General features: G+C 68.7%; 14 protein-coding genes. 5 read left to right on the top strand and 9 right to left on the bottom strand.

The features are described from left to right. Positions 1-74: 74 nt before the first annotated feature. The 3 genes from prpC (at position 75) to XM50_RS13335 (ending at position 3,834) form a co-directional block, all read left to right on the top strand. Complete coding sequence (gene prpC, locus XM50_RS13345; RefSeq protein ID WP_046410180.1) at positions 75-1,232, top strand: bifunctional 2-methylcitrate synthase/citrate synthase; 1,158 nt, start codon at positions 75-77, stop codon at positions 1,230-1,232. A 117-nt stretch (positions 1,233-1,349) separates the two neighbouring features. Continuing rightward, on the top strand, positions 1,350-2,270 hold the full coding sequence (gene prpB, locus XM50_RS13340; RefSeq protein ID WP_046410178.1) for a methylisocitrate lyase: 921 nt from the start codon (positions 1,350-1,352) through the stop codon (positions 2,268-2,270). A gap of 139 nt (positions 2,271-2,409) precedes the next feature. Continuing rightward, entirely contained in the window at positions 2,410-3,834 is a 1,425-nt protein-coding gene (locus tag XM50_RS13335) for a short-chain fatty acyl-CoA regulator family protein (RefSeq protein ID WP_046410177.1), read from the top strand. On the opposite strand, the gene XM50_RS13330 is transcribed toward XM50_RS13335, so the two are convergent. Continuing rightward, positions 3,831-4,715, bottom strand: coding sequence for an N-acetylmuramic acid 6-phosphate etherase (locus tag XM50_RS13330; RefSeq protein WP_197075555.1), 885 nt, complete (start codon positions 4,713-4,715; stop codon positions 3,831-3,833). The genes XM50_RS13335 and XM50_RS13330 overlap by 4 nt on opposite strands. Beyond that, entirely contained in the window at positions 4,712-5,599 is an 888-nt protein-coding gene (locus XM50_RS13325; protein WP_046410175.1) for a BadF/BadG/BcrA/BcrD ATPase family protein, read from the bottom strand. The genes XM50_RS13330 and XM50_RS13325 overlap by 4 nt, the downstream gene beginning before the upstream one ends. 136 nt (positions 5,600-5,735) lie before the next feature. Here XM50_RS13325 and XM50_RS13320 point away from each other — a divergent pair, with 136 nt between their 5' ends. After that, positions 5,736-7,244: a permease gene (locus tag XM50_RS13320; RefSeq protein WP_231621975.1), complete on the top strand. Its 1,509-nt coding sequence runs from the start codon at positions 5,736-5,738 to the stop codon at positions 7,242-7,244. After that, positions 7,241-8,257 carry a serine hydrolase domain-containing protein gene (locus tag XM50_RS13315; RefSeq protein WP_046410174.1) on the top strand — a complete coding sequence of 339 codons (1,017 nt, stop codon included), beginning with the start codon at positions 7,241-7,243 and terminating at the stop codon, positions 8,255-8,257. Before XM50_RS13320 ends, XM50_RS13315 begins: the two co-directional genes overlap by 4 nt. A 44-nt stretch (positions 8,258-8,301) precedes the next feature. Here the strand turns inward: XM50_RS13315 and dacB are convergent, their stop codons facing one another. The 7 genes from dacB to XM50_RS13280 form a co-directional block, all read right to left on the bottom strand. Continuing rightward, positions 8,302-9,732 carry a D-alanyl-D-alanine carboxypeptidase/D-alanyl-D-alanine endopeptidase gene (gene dacB / locus XM50_RS13310; RefSeq protein ID WP_331386569.1) on the bottom strand — a complete coding sequence of 477 codons (1,431 nt, stop codon included), beginning with the start codon at positions 9,730-9,732 and terminating at the stop codon, positions 8,302-8,304. Further along, positions 9,729-10,613 carry a LysR family transcriptional regulator gene (locus XM50_RS13305; RefSeq protein WP_046410172.1) on the bottom strand — a complete coding sequence of 295 codons (885 nt, stop codon included), beginning with the start codon at positions 10,611-10,613 and terminating at the stop codon, positions 9,729-9,731. The genes dacB and XM50_RS13305 overlap by 4 nt, the downstream gene beginning before the upstream one ends. Before the next feature lie 25 nt (positions 10,614-10,638). Then, on the bottom strand, positions 10,639-11,889 hold the full coding sequence (locus XM50_RS13300) for a dicarboxylate/amino acid:cation symporter (RefSeq protein WP_046410171.1): 1,251 nt from the start codon (positions 11,887-11,889) through the stop codon (positions 10,639-10,641). After that, on the bottom strand, positions 11,886-12,878 hold the full coding sequence (gene dgcA, locus XM50_RS13295; protein ID WP_046410169.1) for an N-acetyl-D-Glu racemase DgcA: 993 nt from the start codon (positions 12,876-12,878) through the stop codon (positions 11,886-11,888). The genes XM50_RS13300 and dgcA overlap by 4 nt, the downstream gene beginning before the upstream one ends. After that, on the bottom strand, positions 12,862-13,881 hold the full coding sequence (gene dgcN / locus XM50_RS13290; RefSeq protein ID WP_046410168.1) for an N-acetyltransferase DgcN: 1,020 nt from the start codon (positions 13,879-13,881) through the stop codon (positions 12,862-12,864). Before dgcN ends, dgcA begins: the two co-directional genes overlap by 17 nt. Positions 13,882-13,951: 70 nt before the next feature. Continuing rightward, complete coding sequence (locus tag XM50_RS13285) at positions 13,952-15,547, bottom strand: N-acyl-D-amino-acid deacylase family protein (RefSeq protein ID WP_046411656.1); 1,596 nt, start codon at positions 15,545-15,547, stop codon at positions 13,952-13,954. After that, entirely contained in the window at positions 15,547-17,895 is a 2,349-nt protein-coding gene (locus XM50_RS13280) for a penicillin acylase family protein (RefSeq protein WP_046410166.1), read from the bottom strand. Before XM50_RS13280 ends, XM50_RS13285 begins: the two co-directional genes overlap by 1 nt. Between the last annotated feature and the right edge of the window lie 16 nt (positions 17,896-17,911).

Here is a 17,911-nt window from a genome sequence, read left to right as displayed (position 1 = left end):
GCGACCGGAACGGTAGCGCTTGTAACACGCCCGCCGCAGGGCGACCGAACAAGAAGAAAGAGGACCGAAAGAGCATGACCGACACCGCCACCGCTCCCACCTTCAAGCCGAAGAAGTCCGTGGCCCTGTCCGGCGTCACCGCCGGCAACACCGCCCTGTGCACCGTCGGACGCACCGGCAACGACCTGCATTATCGCGGCTATGACATCCTCGATTTCGCCGAGACGGCGGAGTTCGAGGAAATCGCCCACCTCCTCGTCCACGGCTGGCTGCCCAATGCGGCCGAGCTCAAGGCGTACAAGGCGAAGCTGAAGGCGCTGCGCGGCCTGCCGCTCGCCGTGAAGGAGGCGCTCGCCGCCCTCCCCGCCGCCGCTCACCCGATGGACGTGATGCGCACCGGCGTCTCGGCGCTCGGCTGCGCGCTGCCGGAGAAGGACGATCACAACGCACCGGGCGCGCGCGACATCGCCGACCGGCTGATGGCCAGCCTCGGCTCGATGCTGCTCTATTGGTATCACCTGTCGAACAACGGCGTGGAGATCGAGGTCGAGACCGACGATGAATCGATCGGCGGCCACTTCCTCCACCTGCTTCACGGCGAGAAGCCGTCCGAGAGCTGGGTGCAGGCGATGCACACCTCGCTGATCCTCTATGCCGAGCATGAGTTCAACGCCTCGACCTTCACCAGCCGCGTGATCGCCGGCACCGGGTCGGACATGCATTCGTGCATCACCGGCGCGATCGGCGCGCTGCGCGGTCCCAAGCACGGCGGTGCCAACGAAGTCGCCTTCGAGATCCAGAAGCGCTACCAGAACCCGGACGAGGCAGAGGCTGACATCCGCAAGCGGATGGAAGCCAAGGAAGTCATCATCGGCTTCGGCCACCCCGTCTATACGATCAGCGATCCGCGCAACGTCGTCATCAAGCGCGTCGCCAAGAAGCTGTCGGACGAGGCCGGCTCGACCAAGATGTACGACATCGCCGATCGCCTCGAGGCGGTGATGATGGAAGTGAAGAAGATGTTCCCGAACCTCGATTGGTTCTCGGCCGTCTCCTATCACATGATGGGCGTCCCCACCGCGATGTTCACTCCGCTGTTCGTCATCGCCCGTACCTCGGGCTGGGCGGCGCACGTCATCGAGCAGCGCGAAGACAATAAGATCATCCGCCCGTCGGCCAATTACACCGGCCCGGAAGATCTCCAGTGGGTGCCGCTGGCCGAGCGCAAGTAAGCGCCCGCTGACGAAGTGAGAGGATCGGAGGCGCGGCCAGCGTCAGAAATGGCCGCGCCAAGCTGCAAAAGCGCGAAAGCGTACCCAAATCAGACGTCGAATAAACAAGGACCGACAATGCCTTACCTCCTCGCCTCCGACCTCCCCACCGAATCCGCCGGCAAGCGCTTCCGCGCCGGCCTTGAGCGTCCCGGCATCTTCCAGCTGCCCGGCGCGCACAACGGCCAGGCCGCGATCCAGGCGCGCAACGCCGGCTTCGACGGCCTGTACCTCTCGGGCGCGGCGATGACCGCCTCGATGGGCCTCCCTGATCTCGGCATCATCACCGTCGATGAAGTCGCCTTCTTCATCCGCCAGATCGTCCGCTCGTCGGGCCTGCCGCTGCTCGTCGACGGCGACACCGGCTATGGCGAAGCGCTCAACGTCATGCACATGGTGCGCACCTTCGAGGATGCCGGCGCCGGCGCCGTCCACCTCGAGGACCAGATCCTGCCGAAGAAGTGCGGCCACCTGAACGGCAAGAACCTCGTCTCGGCGATGGACATGGCGACCAAGGTTGCCGCCGCGAAGAAGGCCGCACGCGACATCGTCATCGTCGCCCGCACCGACGCCGCCGGCGTTGAGGGCTTCGACGCCGCCGTCGAGCGCGCCAAGATGTATGTCGACGCCGGCGCCGACGCAATCTTCCCCGAGGCGCTCAACACCCGCGAGATGTTCGAGAAGTTCGCCAAGGCGATGCCGAACGTGCCGCTGCTCGCCAACATGACCGAATTCGGCAAGACGCCCTTCTACACCGCGAAGGAATTCGAGGAGATGGGCTACAAGATGGTGATCTGGCCGGTTTCCAGCTTGCGCGTCGCCAACAAGGCGCAGGCAGAGCTCTACGCCTCGATCAAGGAACATGGCGGCACGCACAAGTACGTCGACCGGATGCAGACCCGTCAGGAGCTGTACGACACGATCGGCCTGCACGATTTCGAGGAACTCGACGCCAGCATCATCAAGACGGTGGTGCCGGTGATGCCGCAGGAGGGCTGATCCCTCTCGTCCACCCGGCTGGCCACGCGCCGGCCGGGCAGACACCTGCCTTTTCGCAACATCCGCAAGGCGCTAAGCTCCCCATCCGGTAACGCTGGCTCCCCGCCGGCCGCTGGATGCGAAAGGTGCAAAGGCGCACATGCGGAAAACCTTCATGGGCGTGCGGCTGCGGCGGCTGCGCGAGGAACGTCGGCTGAAGCAGGTCGAGCTCGCCCATGCGCTGGGGATCTCGACCAGCTACCTCAATCAGATCGAGCAGAACCAGCGCCCGCTCACCATGCCGGTGCTGCTGAAGATCAACGCCGTCTTCGGCATCGACGTGCAGCTTTTCTCCGAGGATGAGGAAGCCCGCCTCATCACCGAACTGCGCGACAGCCTCGCCGAGGCGCCCGAGCCGATCTCGCTCGCCGAAATCCGCGAACTCGCCACCAACATGCCTGCGGTCGCACGGACCCTGATCGGGCTCCAGCGCCGCCACCGCGAGATGATCGAACGGACCGAGGCGATGGCCGATCAGCTCGGCAACCAATGGCTTGCCGGCGGCTCGGCACGGATGCCCTTCGAACAGGTGCGCGAATTCTTCCACGCGCATAACAACCATATCGAACCGCTCGACCAGGCGGCCGAGCGCCTCTATCGCGAGGCCGGTTTCGCCCCGCGCATGGTTCATTCCGGGCTGATCGAGCGGCTCCAGCGGCTGCACGACATCCGCGTCGTCCATGCCCAGCCCGGCTCGGTGCAGCGCCGCTACGATCCCGACACCCGCATCCTCCACATTTCACCCGACCTGCGGGCCGGGCAGCAGGCGTTCCAGATGGCGACCCAGTTGGCCTTCCTTGAGGTCGGCGACCTCATCGACGATCTCGCCAGCAGCCCCGTCCTCACCGGCAGCGAGGCACGCCGCCTCGCGCGGATCGGCCTCGCCAATTACTTCGCCGGCGCGCTGCTCCTCCCCTATGCCGACTTCCTCGCCACCGCGGAGGCGCAGGCCTATGATATCGAGCGGCTGGGTCGGCATTTCGGCGTCGGGTTTGAGACGATCTGCCACCGTCTTTCGACGCTCCAGCGTCCCGAGGCGCGCGGCGTCCCCTTCTTCTTCATCCGCGTCGATCGCGCGGGCAACATCTCCAAGCGGCAGTCGGCGACCGACTTCCACTTCTCGCGCGTCGGCGGCAGCTGCCCCTTGTGGAAAGTGTATGAGGCGTTCGCCCAGCCCGGCCGCGTGCTGCGTCAGGTCGCGCAAATGCCCGATGGCCGCACGTACCTGTGGGTCGCGCGCACCGTCCGCCGCACCGCCGGCGCCTTTGGCGAACCGGGCAAGACCTTCGCCATCGCGCTCGGCTGCGACATCCGCCACGCGCATCGGCTGGTCTATTCGCGCGGTTTCGACCTCAGCGATCCGTCCGCCGCCACCCCGATCGGCGTCGCGTGCAAGGTGTGCGAGCGCACCGCCTGCCCGCAGCGCGCCTTCCCGATGATCGGCCGCGCAGTCGCCGCGGACGAGAACCGCGCCACGCTGACCCCCTATCCGGTGGCGCTTCCGGGCAGCGCCGACCCGCGCTAGCCCCGCATCGCCTCCAACGCGTCGGACAGATTGCCACCATGACGTGCCAGCAACGCCGCTGCGTCCGCCGCGGTCGCGCCGCGCGCGATCAGCACCGCGCGCCGTACATCGTCCCCGCCAGCGGCGAGTGAATCGCGCGCCGCTTCCGCCCCAACCCCGGCGATCGTCATGATCATCCGCTCCGCCCGGGCGCGCAGCTTGGCGTTGGACACGCGCATGTTGACCATCAACCCGGCATGGACCAGCCCGCGGCACACCATGATCGTGGTCGAGAACATGTTGAGCGCCGCCTTCTGCGCCGTGCCCGCCTTCATGCGCGTCGACCCGGCGACAATCTCGCTTCCCGTATCCGCCAGGATGGCATGTTCTGCGGCGGTCAGCAGCGGCGCACCGGCATTGTTGGCGATCCCGACGGTCATCGCGCCCGCTGCCCGCGCGGCCTCGATCACCGCCAGCGTATAGGGGGTGCGCCCGCTCGCCGCGACGCCGATCACCACGTCCTCGCGCGTCAGCGAGGCGGCGGCGACGGCGTCACGCGCCTTCTCTGGATCATCCTCCGCCCCTTCGGCGCTCTCGATCAGCGCGCGCGTGCCACCCGCCATCAGGAACAGCAGCCGCTCGCGCGGCCAGTTGTAGGTCGGGTACAGCTCCACGCCGTCCTGCACGGCCACCCGGCCCGACGTGCCCGCCCCCGCGTAGATCAGCCGCCCGTGATCGCCGAGCCGCCGGGCGGCGGCATCCGCCGCGGCAGCAATCGCCGCCACCTGGCTCTTCAGCGCCGCAACCGCGGCCAACTGCCCCTCCAGCATCGCCTCGACGGCGCTCGTCGCCGGCCAGCGATCGATCGCGGTGTAACGGGGATCGGCGGTTTCGGTACTCACGATTGACGCTCCTCCGCCCAGACACCGGCAAAGCCCGCCAGCCGCAACGCCCCGTGCAATGCATCTCCCTTCGGCTCGCTCAGTCTGGCGGACGTGCGCTCGCGCAGCCACGGACGAAGATGCGGGGCAAGCCCGCCGAGCAGCGCGCAGGCGGGCGCGCCACGCGCAAAGATCGTGTCGATGAAACACTCCACATGCCCCACCGCATCGGTCACGATCGACCGCGCAATCGCATCGTCCCGCTCGGCATAGTCGATCACGATCGGCGCCAGCGCGGCGTAATCTGCCGGCCCCGCCTGATCCATCCAGGCGATCGCGCGCGGGATCGCTTCGTCGAAGCGCGCGGTGATCGCACGGGTCAGCGGCGTACGCTCGCTGCGCCCGTCCAGCGCGCGCAACGCATGGCGCATCGCCGACAGGCCCAGCGCCGCGCCGCTCCCCTCGTCTGAAATCGGAAAGCCATATCCGCCGATCGAGGAATCCTCCCCACCGACGCGAAGCTGAGCGATGCTGCCAGTGCCCAGGATCAGCGTCGCGCCGTCGCCCCCGTCATGCGCACCGATATTCGCGATTACCGCGTCGGACGTCCAGGCGACCTGGCCCAGGCCAAGCGGCATCGCCTGGAGCGCGGCCTCGCTGCCCGATCGGGATATCCCCGCGATGCCGACCCCTGCCGCCACATCGGCGCGCGCCTCGCCGGTCAGTCCCGCCGCCGCCATCGCCTGGTCGATGACCTCTTCAAGCGCGGCGCGCACCGCCTCCATGCCAAGGCGCGTGCTGGCCGGGCCGCTGTGACCCGTGCCGACCACCCGTCCGGTCGGATCCACCAACCGCGCGCGGCAATGACTGCCGCCCGCATCGATGCCGAGATACCATTTTACCATGGCGGGCAATGTGTCTCTCCCGGGGCACGAGGGCCCATTCCCTTTGACCCCGCCGGTATAACCGCCAGTGATGCAGCCCGCCTATCGGGCGTGTCGCGGGATTGACGCGAGCGCCGTCGCGTAGAACGATCCCGCCATGACGCATATCGCCGCCGCTGCGGCGCCCGACCAAGCCGACATTACCCGCGCGCCCGTCAACCGGCGCGGCATGGCGTTGTACGGGCTGCTGGGCTTTGCCGCTGGCCTGCCCTTCTACATGTTCTCCACCGTGCTCGCGCTGCGCTTGCAGGCGCATGGCGTGGCGCTGGCGGTGATCGGCTTCTTCGCCTGGGTGCAGCTTCTGCCGACGCTGAAGTTTGTCTGGGCGCCGTTGCTCGATCGCTATGCCGTCCCCGGCTTCTCGCGCTTCTATGGCAAGCGGCGCGGCTGGCTGATGCTGGCGCAGCTCGGCATTTTCGCCTCGATGCTCGGCATGGCGTTGACCGCCGGCGACGGCAGCCTGGCGGTCACCGCCCTGTTCGCGGTGCTGCTCGCCTTCTGGACCACCACGCTCGAAATCGCCGCCGACGCCTGGCGTATCGAGCTGTTTCCATCGCAGGACGAACAGGGGCCGATCGTCGCCGCCAACCTGTGGGGATATCGCAGCGCGATGGTCGCGGCCGGAAGCGGCGCGCTGCTGCTCGCGGACTGGAGCGGCTGGACGCTCGCCTATCTCGCCATCGCGCTCGCCGCTTTCCTGCCCTTCCCTGTGCTCGCCGCGATGCGAGGCGCGGATGATCGCGACGTGGAGCGGGTCACCTCGCTCGCAACCGGCATCCTGGCGAGCGTCATCATCCTGGCGCTGACCACCGTGGCCACCATGGCGGTCGGCTGGGTGATCCTGCGCGCCGCGGAAGGGGCAGGCATCGACGCCGGCTCCAACGTCACCCCCTGGGTGCTCGGCCTGTGCATGTTGCCCTTCCTCGCGATGGCGGCGGCGCTCCCGCGCATCCGCCGCGCGCCGCCCACCTCTGCCTTGCGTCGCTCGGTCGCGCTCGGCCCGTTTGTCAACTTCTTCTGGCGCTTCGGCTTCGGCGCGCTGGTGCTGATGGCGTTCGTCTCGCTCTACCGAATGGGCGACGTCCTCGCGCTCAACCTGTCAAAGCCGATGATCAAGGATCTGGGCTATTCGCTCACCCAGATCGGCCGCGCGGACAGCCTCGTCGCACTGCTTTCCAGCATCGTCGGCGTCGGCCTCGCCGGCTGGCTTGTCACCCGCTGGAGCATGACATGGGCGCTGGCGGTCGGCGCGCTGCTCGCGGGCATCGGCAACTTCGCCTTCGTATGGCTGGCGCAGCAACCGGTGGATGAGGTGCTGCTCTACGTCGCGACCGGCCTTGACCAGTTCGGCAACGGCTTCGCAGGCACCGTCTTCGTCGTGTACCTGTCGCTGCTGGTCAATCCGCGCTTCGCCGGCGCGCAATATGCCTTTCTCACCGGCTTCGCCTTCATGCTCCCGCGCCTCCTCGCCGGCGCTGGCGGCACGATCGTCGGCGCGATCGGCTATGACAATTTCTTCCTTCTCTCGGGCGCGCTCAGCGTGGTGACCATCGTGTTCCTCCCCGCGCTCGCCCGCATCCATTCCCGTCCGGACGATGACGCATGATCGATACCGTTGTTGAACAAGCCTTCCGCCCGGCCGCAGAGGCCGTGGCATCAGGGCGGATCCCCGGCGCGGCGCTGGGGCTGGTCACGGCAAGCGGCGAACGCGCTGTCCGCCTGACGGGCGCCGCGCAAAAGGTGCCGGTGGAACAGGCGCTGAACCGCGACCATTGGTTCGATCTCGCCTCGCTGACGAAGGTGATCGCCACCACCAGCTTCATCCTGCGCCTCGCCGACGAAGGGCGGATCGACCTCGATCGCCCGTTGACCGACGCGATCCCGGACCTGCGGCAATATGACGTCGCCGGCGCGCCCGAACGGCGGCTCACCTTCCGCGACTGTCTCGTCCACCGCACCTTCCTGCCCGCGGTGGAGCCGATCTACACGTACGGCGATGATCCCGCCCGCCTGCGCGCCTTCGTGCTTCAGCGCGAATGGCGCCACGGCCCGCCGGTCTATTCCGACATCAATTTCATCCTGCTGGGCATCGCGCTTGAGCGGCTGACCGGCGCCGGGATCGACGCCCTCCCGATCGGCAACGGCCTCAGCTGGGGCCCACCGCCGGGCCCCGCCGTGGCGACCGAATATTGCCAGTGGCGCGGGCGCGTCCTCGTCGGCGAGGTGCATGACGAAAATTGCTCCGCCATGGGCGGCACGATCGGCCATGCCGGCCTGTTCGGCACGATCGACGGCGTGCTCGATTTTGCACAGGGCCTGCTCGACGGCACCGGCGCGAGCCCCGCGATGCTCGACGCGATCAGGACGCCGGTGGAGGGACACCGCACGGCGGGCTGGGAAATCCGCTTCCCCGGCTGGTCGGGCGGGCAATCCTGTTCGCCCGGTACGATCGGCCACACCGGCTTCACGGGCACCGGCCTGTGGGTCGATTTCGATCGCGGCCTCGCCTGGACCTTGCTCACCAACCGCGTCCACCCGACGCGCCACTTCGACAGCGGCATCTTCACGCTCCGCCCCGAGACGGGTGAGGCACTGATCGACGCCTTCGACGCCGCCTGATCCCGGGTTGGATCCGGCCGGGGCTGCCCGCCCCGGCCATTCGATCAGTTCGCTTCCGCCACCGCCACCAGCGCGGCGTCGATCGCCTTGGTCGCGCTGACATCGCCCGGCATGTCATTGGCATAGGCCGCAAAGGTGAACGTGCGCCCGCTCGCCGTGGTCATGTAACCGGCCAGCGCGTTTGACGCGTTCAGCGTCCCGGTCTTGGCGAACAGCCGCCCGGCGAGCGGCGTCCCCTTGAAGCGGTTGGACAAGGTGCCATCGACACCCGCCACCGGGAAGGTCTCGCGCCACGCCGGGCCCCATTTCTGCGTCGCGCCCCAGCGCAGCAGGGTCACCGTCCCGCGCGGCGTCACGCGGTTGTAGTTCGACATGCCCGACCCGTCGGCAAAGTCATATTGCCACGGCGACAGCCCCGCCCGGTCGAGCACCCGGCGAACCGCACGCTGCCCGTCCGCCACCGATCCGCTGCCCTCCACCGCGCCGACGCGCCGCAGCAGCAATTCGGTGTGAAGGTTCTGGCTCACCTTGTTGGTGTGGATCAAATCATCGTTCAGCGGCGGCGGCGACAGCTTGGCCAGCACCTGCGGCTGCGGCGCGCGTGCCGCCGGCGCGGTGCCGCGAACGTCGGGATCATCGCCCGGCATCAACGGGCGGTGCCGCACCGCCACGTCGCCGGTCACCGTCACGCCCTGCTCGCGGAGTAGCCCGGACAGCAGCCACGCCGCGCGATGCGCCGGATCGTCCAGCCCCACCCGCATTTCGTATGGCGCCGTCCCGGCCGGGATCGTTCCGGTCAGCCGCAGCAGGTCACTGCCCGGCTGGCGTGTCGCGCTGATCGACCTTTTGCCCCCGGCCGGCACCGTGATCACCCGGTTGTCGATCGTGAAATATCCGTCGCCGGCCACGACTGCCGATCCGCCGACCGCACCCGGCGCGACCGACAGCGCCACTTCATTGTCGTCGATGGTCAGCGCGGAAACGGCGGTGCCATATTTCCCGACCATGTTGTTCCAGCTCATCCCCGCCGGCCAACGCTCGTCGGGAAACGCGGTGTCGTCGCCGATCACATGGCGCACCCGCCGCGTCTTCTGCGCCACCGCTGCCGCCAGATCTTTCAGGCAATCGCGCGTGCAATCTGCCGCGCTCGACAGCCGCGCATCACCCGCGCCGCTGAGGATCACGTCGCCATCCTCCAGCCGGACGCTCGCGCCCGCCGCCTCGTCCGCGCCGCTCGTCTCCAGCAGGGCAAAGGCCGCCGCCGTCGTGTAGAGCTTGGTATTGGATGCCGGGACAAATCGCTCGTCGGGCCGGATCGCGACCACCTCGCGCCCTTCCTCGTCGACCACCAGCAACCCCAGCCGCGTCCCCTGTGCCGCCTGCGCGATCGCACTGGCGACCGGCGCCTCAACGGGGGGCGCAGCAGCCGCAGGACTGTGGGCGATCGCCAGCAACGGCAGCAGGACGAGCATCATTCGGCGTCAATCTCCTCTTTCAGTACCGCCAGGAACTCGCTCGCCAGCGCCGAGGGTGGCCGGTCGAGCAAGTGGATCGCATGGAGGTCGAACGTCAGCGACGGGCGCAGCGGCCGCATCGCGAGACCGGGGCACATCCACGCTTCGGCGGTGAAGCTGTCGACCACGGTCACCCCCACGCCCGCACGCACCAGACCTGCGGCGATATAGAAGGTGCGCGCCGCGACCACCTCGGTCAGTTCCAGTCCCAGCCGGTCGAGCTCGTCGGTCAGCAGCGTCCCGATCGGGCCACTTCCGGCCAGCGAGATGAACGGGCGGTCGGTGAGCTCGGACAACTCCACCCGCGCCGGCGCGTCCGGCATGTCGGCCTCGCGATACAGCACGACCAGTTCGCCCTCGCCCAGCCAGGTGGTGTTCAGCGCCGCGCCGCGCGGCGGCTCGCTCGCGATCGCGATGTCCGCCTCGCGCTCGTACAATTTGCGCAGCAGATCGTCGTGATGGACGGTCTGCAGGTCGAAATGGACCTTGGGGTGCTTTTGCAGGAAGCGCGATACCGCCATCGGCAGCACGCCCAGCGCCAGGCTCGGCAGCGCGGAGATGCGCAGCCGCCCGCCACCACCGCTGCGCATGTTGCGCCCCGCCTCGCGCAGCGCACGGACGCGCTCCTGGATCTCGGCGACGTCGGCAAACAGGTTGCGCGCGTCCTCGGTCGGGACCAGACGCCCGCCGGTGCGCTGGAACAGGTCGAAGCCGAGCAGCGTCTCGGCGTGGCGCAGCGTCTTGGAGACGGACGGCTGCGACACGTTGAGCGCACGCGCGGCGGCGGAGACGGAGCCGTTGACGTACACGGCATGGAAGATTTCGATATGGCGCAGGTTCACCGGCAAGGTCCTACCGCTGATGCCATCACTCTACCACCCGCCCCCTGAACCTGGCTTCGTCCAGCGCGCCTTCGGCCTTCGCCACCAGCGTCGCGACGGTCAAATTGGCGGAGGCTGACGGCACGGTGCGCGTCATGTCGAGCAGCCGGTCGAACGGCAGCACCAGCCCGACGACCAGCGCGGTCTGCTCGGGCGATACGCCCACCGCCGACAGCATCGCCGCCAGCATGAACAGCGAGGCGGAGGGCACCGGCGCCGTGCCAAACGCCGCCAGCGCCCCCGTCGCCAGCATCACCACCAGCATCTGCGCATCGGGAATGATGCCCAGCGCCTGAAGCGCGAACTGACCCAGCAGCCCGACGTACATCGCCGTCCCGTCCTTGCCGATCGCCGCACCCAGCGGCAGCACCGTTGAGGCGACGGGCCGCGCCACGCCCAGATTGTCGTGCGCCACCCGCAGCGCCACGGGCAGCGTCGCGGAGGAGGATGCCGTCGAGAATGCGATCGCCAGCGCGTCGACGATGCCGCGGAAGAACCGCACCACCGGCAGCCGCGCGACCAGCGCGATCAGCCCCGCATGCACCACCAGCATCTGCGCCAGCGAGGCGACGATGACGCACAGCGCCAGCCAGCCTACATTGACGAACACCGCCGCGCCGTTCGCCGCCACCGCATTGGCGATCAGCGCGAAGACACCGAACGGCGTCACTTCCATCACGATCCGCACGATATGCATCAGCACCGCGGCCAGACCCTGAAGCAAGGCGACGACCGGCTTGCCCGCCTCGCCCGCCAGCACGCTGCCGATCCCCAGCAGGATGGCGGTGAAGATGATCGCCAGCATGTCGCCGCGGGCCAGCGCCTCGATGATGTTGGCCGGCACGATCGACAGCAACTGGTCGCTTGGCGACACCGCCGCGCCCAGTACGTGCGGCGCGACGCTCGCCAGCGCGATCCCCTCGCCCGGCTGGACCAGCAGGCCGACCGCCATGCCCAGCGACACCGCGATCAGCGTCGTCAGCGCGAACAGCCCGATGGTGCGCCCGCCGATCGGCCCCAGCCGGCGCGGGTCGCCCAGGCCGGCAATGCCCGCGGCGATGGTGATCAGCACCACCGGGACGACCAGCATCTTGATCAGCCGGACGAACAGGTCGCCGACGATCTTCACCGCCGGCGCCGCGTCGGGCCAGAACATGCCGAGCAGCGCGCCGAGCACCAGCCCGGCCACCACCCGCTTCCACAAAGTTATCGCGAACCATCCACGCAGGATGGTCACGCGGGCGTTCCCCAGAAACCGGGCGCCGGCGGCTGCATCCAGCCGGCCTCGTCACGCACCCCGCCTTCGCGATCAGCGGCCAGCCACAAGGGCCCGTCCAGATCGACGAACGACGCGCGCTCCGCGACCAGCATCGCAGGTGCAATCCCTAGCGACGACGACACCATGCACCCCACCATCAGGCCAAACCCCATCCCCAGCGCCGCATCGGCGAGCGCCAGCGCTTCGGTCAGACCGCCCGTCTTGTCGAGCTTGATGTTGACGTAATCATAGCGGCCACGCAGCCGCGGCAGGTCCGCACGGGTATGCAGCGCCTCGTCGGCGCAGATCGGGATCCGGCTGCCCAGCCCTTCCAGCCCGGCGTCATCATCCGCCGGAACCGGCTGTTCGAGCAGGTCGACACGGTGCGCCAGCAACATGTCCTGCCAGCGCGCGACATCCTCGACGCGCCAGCTTTCATTGGGATCGACGATCAGCCGCGGCAGCGGCGCGACTGCGCGGACGGCGGCCAGCTGCGCCTCCGCTTCCTCGCGGTTCAGCTTCACCTTCAGCAGCGGCACCGACGTGTGGCGCTGCGCCACCGCCGCCATCGCCTCGGGCGTATCGATCCCGATCGTGATCGCGGAGGCCAGCGCCTCGGGCGCCCGGCATCCCGCCAGCGCGGCGACGCTCGTGCCCGCGCGCTTCGCTTCCAGGTCCCACAATGCGCAATCGATCGCATTGCGCGCCGCCCCAGCCGGCATCGCCGCGGCGAGTTCCTCGCGGGACGCGCCTGCCTCCACCAGCGCGCGCATCCCGGCAATCGCCACCAGCGATCCGTCGACCGTCTCGCCATAACGCGGATAGGGAACGCCCTCGCCGCGCCCGACCAGCTCGCCCTCGCGCACCGTGACGGTCACCACATCGGCGACCGTCTTCACCCCGCGCGAGATGCGGAACGGGGTGTGCAGCGGAAAGCCGTCGTGGCGGGCGTCAAGCGTTCGGCGCATCGGTCGCCAGCAGATGGTCGATGATCGGATCGGCACCAAAGCGGAACGGGTCGGTGCATGGCAGGCCATGCGCCTCGCTGGTCGCGGCCAGCAGGTCGCGGGCCTCGCCCTCGCCCAGCTTGGCGGTGTTCAGCGCAATCCCGACGAAGCGCACCGCCGGGCTGGTCAGCCGCGCGACGCGCAGGTTCGCGTCGATGCACTCGGCAAGGTCAACCAGCGGATAATGCGGCAGGCCGCGCATGTGCGGGCGGGTCGGATCGTGGCACATCACCAGCGCCTGCGGCTGCGCACCATGCAGCAGCCCGGTCGAGACGCCGGCGAACGCCGGGTGGAACAGCGAACCCTGCCCCTCGATCAGGTCCCAGCCATCGTCGGTGCGCGCCGGCGACAGGTCCTCGATCGCGCCCGCAATGAAATCGGCCACCACCGCGTCGAGCGGCACCCCGTCGCCGGCGATCAGGATGCCGGTCTGCCCGGTCGCCCGGAAATCGGCGGTGATCCCCCGCGCGCGCAGCGCATCGCGCAGGCACAAGGTGGTGTACATCTTGCCGACCGAACAATCGGTGCCCACCGTCAGCAGCCGCTTGCCCGCCCGCTTCTTGCCGTTGCCGACCGGAAGATCCGGCCGGGGATCACGAATGTCGAACAGCTGCACGCCAGCGGCCTTGGCCGCCTCGACCAGCCGGGGCTCATCCTTCAGCCGCTGGTGAAGCCCGCAGGCCAGGTTCATCCCCGCCGCGATTGCCGCCAGCGCGTCGGCCATCATCCACTCGGGGAAGCGTCCGCCCGCATTGGCGATGCCCAGCACCAGCGTGCGAGCGCCCGCCGCCGCCCCGGCCGCCGCGTCCATCCGCGGCAGGTCGAAACTGAATGGGCAATCGTCATGCCGCCACTCGCCGACGCAATCCTCGCGTCGGAACGTGGCGAGGCCGCGCGAGGTTTTCAGGCCGAATTCGTCGTCCGAATGGCCCAGGTACAGCAGATATGGTGCCGGAATGGTCATAGCGCAGGACGATAGATGCCGCTGACGGTGCCCCGCCAATCATGCTCGCAGCTTTGCCTATAACGCAAGGCTATTCCCCGCAATTTGCCGGCCGCGGCCGCAGCAGCGCCCGCCCCGCCGCCGCCCCGGTGACGGCCCCGTCCTTCAACGCCAGCTTGCCGTTGACGAACAAGGCGCTGACGCCGGCACTCGGCTCGCGCGGGCGGATGTAATCGGCCCGCGGCGTATAGCCGACGGGATCGAACACCACGACATCGGCAAAGGCGCCGGGCTTCAGATAGCCACGATCCTTGATGCGATACATGTCGGCGGTCGCCCCGCTCGATCGGCGGATGAACTGCGCCAGCGTGATCACCGGCCGCTTCACGACATAATCCTGATACAGTTTGGGGAAGGTCGCATATTGCCGCGGATGCCCGTTCGATCCGTCGGAGGAGGTGACGACCCACGGCTGCTTCATGATCAGGTCGACGTCGCCCTCCGCCATGTTGAAACTCGCGACGCCAGCGCCGGCGGGATCGGTGCCCTTGGCATTGGCCACCCGCAGGATGCGGATTGCGGCATCGATCGGGTCGAGCTTCCACGTCGCCGCCATCTGCGCCAGCGTCTTGCCGGTCCACGGCTGCCCCTGAGAGATCAGCAGCAGCGATTCCGCCCCGCCGCGCCGGCGCAAATTCTCGCGCATCTCGGACCTGATCTTCGCCATGGTCGCGGGCGTGTCGAACCGCTTGATCATCGCCTGATAGCCGCCATCGACCGCCCAGGCCGGGACCAGCGAGGCATCGACGCTCGAACCGCTGGCCAGCCAGGGATATTGATCGGCGGTCACATCCTGCCCCGCCGCACGCGCTTCCTCGATCGTGCGGATCAGTTCGGGCGCCTTGCCATGCAAATCGACGCCCAGCGCCTTCAGATGCGCGAAATGCACCGGCGTCCCGGCGCGCCGCCCGATCTCGATCGCTTCCTTGGTGGAGGCGATCAGGCCGATATTATAGTTGGATTCGTCGCGCTGGTGGCTGTCGTACATGCCACCGCGCTTCCCCACCTCGGCCGCCACCGCCGCAACCTCGTCGGTCTTGGCAAAGCTCTGCGGCGGATAGAACAGCCCGGCGGACATGCCATAGGCACCCTCGCACATCGCGTTCGCCGCCAGCCTTTTTTCCTCCGCCAGCTCGGCCGGCGTCGGCGCGCGATCGGCCTTGCCCAGCACGCGCTGCCGGATCCCACCAAAGCCGACGAACGGCACCACATTGGTCCCGATCCCGCTCGCCTCCAGCTTGCGTGCATCGTCGCCCACGTCGGGCGTGCCATAGCCGTCGACCCCGATCACGATCGTCGACACGCCCTGCGCCAGCCACGGCAGGTTCAACCGCACCTTGGGATCATCGGAACGGATATAGCTGTCGGGATGGGTATGCGCGTCGATGAAGCCGGGCGCCACGATCTGCCCCTTGGCCTCCACGATCTGCCCGGCGCGCGTACCCCGGCTCGGGCCGACATAGACGATTCGGTCGCCGGCGATCTCGACGTCGCCGGTGATCGGCGGCGTCTCGGCGCCGGTATAGATCGTCCCGCCGCGGATCACGACATCGACGTTCGGCCCGCTCGCGGCGCCCAGCGCCAGCAGCGATCCGATCGCCACGCCGGCCTTCAATGCCACGCGCATCACTTGCCCTTCCCCTTCGTCGCCGACCCCTGCGGCATCAGCGTCGACCGGCTGGCCGCCACCGCATCCACCGCCGCGCGGCTGAACGGCATCGGCTGCATCTCGCCCTTGATCCACGGCGCATACTGATCGCGATAATGCGGCGAGCGCGGGTCGTTCGACTGGCCCGGCAGGTTCAGCATCACCGATTTGTCCCAGTCGCCCACGTCGATGACATGGAGGTAGCTTGCGCCGCCGCCGGTGCGCCAGCCTGGCCCATTGCCCAGCCAACGCGCCATGACGGTGTAGCTGTCGCCGCCCGATCCCTCGCCCTCGATCGCCGGAAAGGCCGCGGCGATCGCCGGAATGCTCGACAGCGGATGCGCGATCCGCACCTGATGCAACGTGCCCCAGCGCCAGGCGGCGGGATCGCTGCCCATCAGCCGCTGCGCCTCGGCCCAGCCGCTCGCCAGCGCGGTGTCCACCATCGCCGGACGGCTCGCCGCGCGGCGCAGCAGCTCGGACGGCGCGATCTCGTCGACCAGCCCCTTGGCCTTGTCCGGCACGATCTCTGCCAGCATCCGCTTGCCAAGGTCACGCCACACGATCTCGTACAGCGCCGCCGCGCCGCTATCCCGGTCGAGCTTCGCGTCCCATCCGGACAGCATCTTCACCGCCGGCGCCGCGCCCGCGGATGGCTGCTTGGGCAGCAGCGCCAGGAACTGCTTGGCCGGGGTCGACAGCGTGTCGAACTGCAACGCCACGCTGCTGGCGACCGAATGGCGCTGGTGCGAGCCAAGCACCTCCGCGACGCGCTCGTAGCGATAGGGATCGCGGAACGAGAAGGCCGGGATCTTGTCGCGCGGCCAGTCGGCCGGCAGATTGTTCTGGTTGGCGGACGCGAACCAGCCCTTCTGCGGGTTGAACTCGCTCGGCAGCGCGCGGAAATCGCGATAGCTGTTCCAGTCATACCGCCCGTCGCCGGGGACCGGCATCAGCCCGTCGCCCTTCTTGCGCTGGGGCACGAACCCGATCACCTGCCAGCCGTGATTGCCGTCCACATCGGCATAATGGAAATTGGTCGGCGACGGGTGCAGCTTGAACGCTTCCTTCAGGCTGTTCCAATCGCGCGACAGGTTGATCGCCACCATCGCGAACGATCCGGAACCGCCCGGCTGCATCCCGATCGAGCCGAGCGCGGTCGCCCGCCCCTTGGCCGGATCGTGCATGATCACCGGCCCCTGCACGGCATAGCGCAGCACGACCTTCTGCGCCGGCCCGCCCTTGACCGGGATCACTTCCTCGACCCGCTCGAACCTTTTCCATCCGCCCTCGTGGCGATACCGCTCGGGATCCTTCGGATCGAGCTCGAGCACGAACAGGTCCTGCTGGTCGATGTGGAAGTTCGTCCGGCCAAAGGCGAAGCGATCGGTATGCCCCTGCATGATGCCCGGCAGCCCCGGTGCGCCGCCGCCAATCACGTCCAGCCCCGGCGCGGTCAGGTGCGCCACGTGCCGCGGGCCAAAGCCGCCGATGCCCAGATGCGGGTCGTTGGCCAGGATCGGGCGCCCGGTGGTGGTGCGGCTGCCCGCGATGGTCCAGGCGTTCGACCCCGCCTGCGCCCGGTCCAGATCCTCCTCCGGCTCGCGCGTCGGCGTGTCCGGCCCGAACGGCAGCCGGCCGAGCTGAAGCACGCCGAGGTCCGCGTCGCTCACCTTGGACGTATCCAGTCCCTCTGGCACCGCCAGCTTCCAAGTGGGACGAAGCGGCGCGATCACCGCGTCCAGCTCCAGCATCCCCATCGCGGCCAGCTCCGCGCGGCGGATTTCGTCATCGGCATTACCCATCGAGCTGCCACGCGCGCGCACCAGGTCGCGGATGTCCCAGCGCAGCGGCTTGACGCCGAGGATGCGATATTCCGGCGGCAGCAGCGCGGGGTCCTTCTCCACCTCCGCGATCCGCGCGTTGATCCCGGCGATATAGCCGGCGACGGCGTCGCGCACCTCCTTGGGCACCCGCGCCAGCTCCGCGTCCAGGTCGCCGCGGTAATGGAACAGCCGCGCCACCGCATCGTGCTTCGCGAATTCGGGGCCGAACGCTTCGGCCATCCGGCCCAGTTCGCGGCGATGCGCCAGGTCGATCTGGAACAGCCGGTCGCGCGCCACGACATAGCCCTGGCCGAAGAACGCGTCCGGCTTCGTCTGCGCGCGGATATGCGGCACGCCCCAGCGGTCGTCGATGATCTCGATCGGTGCGGACAGGCCGGCAACGCGGGTGGGTCCTTGTGCCGGCGCCGACTGGCCGTGGCAGGCAGCAGACACCAGCACGGTCGCCGCCGAACCAAGCAGAAATAGGCGCCGGTCGAGCATTGCTATCCTTTCCTTG

The sequence above is a fragment of the Sphingomonas sp. Ag1 genome (assembly GCF_000980895.1).
Taxonomy (GTDB): Bacteria; Pseudomonadota; Alphaproteobacteria; order Sphingomonadales; family Sphingomonadaceae; genus Sphingomonas; species Sphingomonas panaciterrae.
The sequence above is the reverse complement of the archived record's forward strand: the minus strand, read 5'-3'. Positions and strand labels throughout refer to the sequence as shown.

Bases quoted from the DNA above. Each gene is read 5' to 3' on its own strand.
- prpC (WP_046410180.1), top strand. From the start codon at position 75: ATGACCGACACCGCCACCGCTCCCACCTTCAAGCCGAAGAAGTCCGTG.
- prpB (WP_046410178.1), top strand. From the start codon at position 1,350: ATGCCTTACCTCCTCGCCTCCGACCTCCCCACCGAATCCGCCGGCAAG.
- XM50_RS13335 (WP_046410177.1), top strand. From the start codon at position 2,410: ATGCGGAAAACCTTCATGGGCGTGCGGCTGCGGCGGCTGCGCGAGGAA.
- XM50_RS13325 (WP_046410175.1), bottom strand. From the start codon at position 5,599: ATGGTAAAATGGTATCTCGGCATCGATGCGGGCGGCAGTCATTGCCGC.
- XM50_RS13320 (WP_231621975.1), top strand. From the start codon at position 5,736: ATGACGCATATCGCCGCCGCTGCGGCGCCCGACCAAGCCGACATTACC.
- XM50_RS13315 (WP_046410174.1), top strand. From the start codon at position 7,241: ATGATCGATACCGTTGTTGAACAAGCCTTCCGCCCGGCCGCAGAGGCC.
- dacB (WP_331386569.1), bottom strand. From the start codon at position 9,732: ATGATGCTCGTCCTGCTGCCGTTGCTGGCGATCGCCCACAGTCCTGCG.
- dgcA (WP_046410169.1), bottom strand. From the start codon at position 12,878: ATGCGCCGAACGCTTGACGCCCGCCACGACGGCTTTCCGCTGCACACC.
- dgcN (WP_046410168.1), bottom strand. From the start codon at position 13,881: ATGACCATTCCGGCACCATATCTGCTGTACCTGGGCCATTCGGACGAC.
- XM50_RS13285 (WP_046411656.1), bottom strand. From the start codon at position 15,547: ATGCGCGTGGCATTGAAGGCCGGCGTGGCGATCGGATCGCTGCTGGCG.
- XM50_RS13280 (WP_046410166.1), bottom strand. From the start codon at position 17,895: ATGCTCGACCGGCGCCTATTTCTGCTTGGTTCGGCGGCGACCGTGCTG.